Origin of the sequence: Dietzia aerolata, from assembly GCF_014144865.1 — a bacterium.
In the GTDB taxonomy this organism is placed as follows: domain Bacteria; phylum Actinomycetota; class Actinomycetes; order Mycobacteriales; family Mycobacteriaceae; genus Dietzia; species Dietzia aerolata.
The window spans coordinates 1-3682 of record NZ_JAALDM010000048.1 but is presented as its reverse complement, the minus strand read 5'-3'; the positions used below and the strand labels follow the sequence as shown (position 1 = coordinate 3682).

The 3682-nt window shown below is 72.6% G+C and carries 2 protein-coding genes and 1 pseudogene; 2 read left to right on the top strand and 1 reads right to left on the bottom strand.

The annotated features are described in order from the left end of the window. Positions 1 to 359, bottom strand: a pseudogene (locus G6016_RS03845) (hypothetical protein); the annotation flags it as partial. Positions 360 to 630: 271 nt separating this feature from the next. On the opposite strand from G6016_RS03845, the gene eccD reads away from it, so the two are divergent. Together eccD and G6016_RS03835 are read left to right on the top strand one after the other, a co-directional pair. Beyond that, positions 631 to 2238: a type VII secretion integral membrane protein EccD gene (gene eccD, locus G6016_RS03840; protein ID WP_182631381.1), complete on the top strand. Its 1608-nt coding sequence runs from the start codon at positions 631 to 633 to the stop codon at positions 2236 to 2238. 7 nt (positions 2239 to 2245) lie between these two features. Beyond that, positions 2246 to 3682, top strand: a 1437-nt coding sequence (locus G6016_RS03835) for a S8 family serine peptidase (RefSeq protein WP_182631380.1), incomplete at its 3' end; no start/stop codon positions are given.

Sequence of the window (3682 nt, the reverse complement as noted above, 5' to 3'; positions counted from 1 at the left end):
GCGGCGGTCTCACGAACCTTGTCCCGGGTCTGCCCCAGGTACCGCAGGTAGTCCTTGCGCAACTCGTCCGTTTCGGCGGTCTTGTTCCCACCGCCGAGGGTGCCGGCGAGCATGCCCAGCGCCGAGACCGCCATCATCACCGGGAACAACATGAACATGGGGTTGCGCATCATCCCGGTGCGCATCATCACCACCACCATGCCCACCACCGCCACCACCAGGACGATGGGCAGCACGATCTGCACCAGTGGCCTCGGGGTCGGACGCGGCAGAGCGGGCGGCGCCTGGAGCGCGATCTGCCCCTGCGGAACCGGCGGCGCTGCGAGCTTCTCGGCGCGCGTGAAAACCACGTCCCCCATGACCGTCCCCCTCGCCTGCTGCTTCCCGGATTGTGCCTACTGCCTGGTGGTTTGCGCTGGTCTACGGCCGCCGCCACGCCGGCCGTCACGACGGCTATGCCATCGACTGCCCCGCCGGTCGCCGCGAGATGACGCCCCCATGACCGGCTCCGGCCGTCAACAATGTCCCCCGTAACGAATGGCGATGTTATGGCAGCGCACGCCGTGGCGGGGCACCCATCACGCGGTCGGTCGACCGGTGAGACGGGTGTGCGGAGCAGGAGGGCCGGTAGTGACACGACAGAGCGAGGTCCGGGGCGTGGCCGCGGGCGTCGAGCCCCTGGACCAGAGGCGGGTGTCGATCGTGTGCCGCTCTACACGTGTCGATGTGAGCCTGCCCGCGCACCTGGAGTTGGTGTCAGTGATCCCGGAGGTCGTCGACCTGGTCCGTGATCACGTCCGGGTTGTCGCCGGCCCCGGCTCCGACGTAGACGTCGACGCCCGCATGGGTGGCGGCACCGGCGGCTCCTGGCAACTGTCCCGCCTGGCCGGCGGACCACTGGCCGTGTCGGAGTCCCTCGCCCAGCAGCGGGTCCATGACGGCGAGATCCTCGTCCTCGACCACCGACCGATCCCCACCCCGGCGCCGCTGTTCGACGACGTTCTCCAAGGGCTCACCGATCCCGACGTGGCGCGATCCCCCGTGTGGGACCGCCGGGACGCAATATCGGCGGCTACCGCCACGGTGGGTGTGGCGGCCGTGGCCGCGGCGCTCGCGCTGGGGATCCAGTGGTGGTCCCAGGGTGGGGTGATTACGCCACTGGTCTCGGCGGTCCTGGCGCTCCTCGGCCTCGCCGCGGTGATCGCGCTTCGCCGCGCGACAGCGTCCGTGCCGGCAGCATCGACGGCAGCGGCGGCTTCGGGGTCTGCGACGGTCCCGGGATCGGCACACGCGATTGCCGGAGCGGCCGTCGTGGGATTCACCGTTCTGGCAGCGGGCACCATGGGACCGGCACCGGACACAGCCGGCTTCGGGCCCGGGTCCGTCCTGGGGGCGTGCACGGCCGGGGCGGTGGCGGCGGCCGTATTGCGCGCCACCGCGTTCCGTCCGGGCGCCCGGACCTACGGACTGGCTGCCGGTTATCTGGCGGCGGCGCTCCTTCTCGCCATCGGGGCAGTGGGGGCGCTGGTCGTCGCCGTCACCGGCCTTCCGATCAGTGTCGTGGGTGCCGGCGCGGTGCTCGTCGGGCTCCTGCTCCTCACGTCGGCGCCGCGGATCGCAGTCGGCGCCGCACACGTTCCCATCCCGCCCGTTCCCGCACCCGGCGAGGACGTGGAGGACGGTGACCTCGAAGAGATCGACCACGATCTGCGTGGCCGAACGGGCCAGGCGCGCGGCGACAACCGCCGGACCCGGGGCCCGCTCCCGACGCCCGAGGTGCTCCGGCACCGGTTCCTCGCCTCCCGCTCATGGCTGACCGGACTGCTCATCGCCGCGGGGACGTCCTGCACGGTCGGTGCACTGATCGCGCTGTCCGGCGAGGGCGCGAACCGCTGGGCGGCACCCCTGGCGCTGATCCTCATCGTGGTGCTCGTCCTGCGGGGCCTGGGCTACTCGGACCGTGTCCACACCACTGTCCTGATCGCCTCGTCGTTGACGCTCAGCGGGGGGGTTCTGGTGGGGGCCGCGCTGTCGCTGGCCTCACCTGTCGGCGTGGTGGTGCCGGCGGCCCTCGCCGTGGCGATCGCTGTCGTGGTGGCGGCCTCGGTGCTGCCGCACGTCGACCCGTCGCCCGCCGCCATGCGCGCGGTGGGCATCGTCGAGGCCATCGCGATCTGCCTCGTGGTGCCGCTGGCCGTGGGCGCGATGGACGTCTACACGCTCGTCCGCGAACGATGAGAAGACGATGACACGGGCCCGGGTGGGCAGAGGTGCCCGCCGTTCCCTGGCCTCCACCGCGGCCACCGCGTCAGCCCTGGCGATCTTCGCCACCCAGGCCGGTGGTCCCGCCATGGCGAGCGCGGTTCCGCGTCCCCTCATCGACGGCCCGATACCTCCGGCGACGGATCTCGCCACACAACCGTTGCGCGCGGACGGCCCGTGCCGCACCACGGCGGGAGTTCTCGACCCCTCTTCCCCACCGGCCTCGGCAACCGCCGCCGAGCTGCGCGATGCCTGGATCCACGGCCGGGGCGAAGGCCAGGTGGTGGCGGTGATCGACACCGGCGTCAACCCGGGCCCGCGACTGCCGCGGGTTCGCGGAGCCGGTGACGTGATGCCGGGGAGAGACGGGACCGAGGACTGCGACGCCCACGGCACCCTCGTCGCGGGTATCCTCGCCGCCACCGAGGACGACTCCGGTCATTCGGGCATCGCGCCGGGGGTCGAGATCGTCGCGATTCGCCAGTCCAGCAGCATCCTGCGCCCCGATCAGCGGCAGCGGACCACACGACCGGGCCCGGCTCGCGGGTCTGGCCAGCCGGACGGCGAGCGGGGCCGATCTCCGGGCGACGAGTTCGGCACCTCACCCGATACCGCTCCGGCACAAGCCCCGGAACTGGCCCCCGGCCAGGCGCCGGTCGGATCTCCCGCCGGGGTGGGCACGCTGTCGACGCTGGCGTCTGCGATCCGACTGGCCGTGGACGCCGGCGCGACCGTCATCAACATCTCCGAGGTGGCGTGTGTGCCGTCCGGGACGCTCCTGGCGGACGAAACCCTCGGTGGCGCGATCCGCTACGCCGCGGTGGACCACGATGTGGTGATCGTGGCCGCCGCCGGCAACGTCGGCGACACGTGCGCCGAACAGAACCTCGACCTCCCCGATCCTGCTGTTCCCGGGGATGACGGCTGGGATGACATCCGCACGATCGCCACCCCGGCCTGGTACGACGACCACGTGTTGACCGTCGGCGGCGTCGACACGGCCGGCCGCCCCTCCGACTTCTCGCTCCGCGGCCCCTGGGTCGACGTGGCCGCCCCGGCGGAGAACCTGCGCTCGGTCGGTGCCGACGGAGACGGGGTCTCCGACCTGGTCATCGCCGCCGACGGGTCGCGGACCCCGATCACCGGAACGAGTTTCGCCGCGCCCATGGTCGCGGGCACGGCAGCACTGGTCCGGCAGAGGCACCCCGGATTCACCGCGAGGCAGGTGATCGAGCGGATCGAGGAGACGGCGATCCCCGCGGCAGGTGGGCACGACCACGCGATCGGCCACGGGGTCGTCGACCCGGTCGCAGCCGTGACAGGGGTGCGACGGGAAGGGCGGCCCGCGCCGGCTACTGCTACCCTCGCGGCGCCCACGCCCGAGTCGGGCCCACCGGGGGCGGGTTCAGGGGCCGCCGTG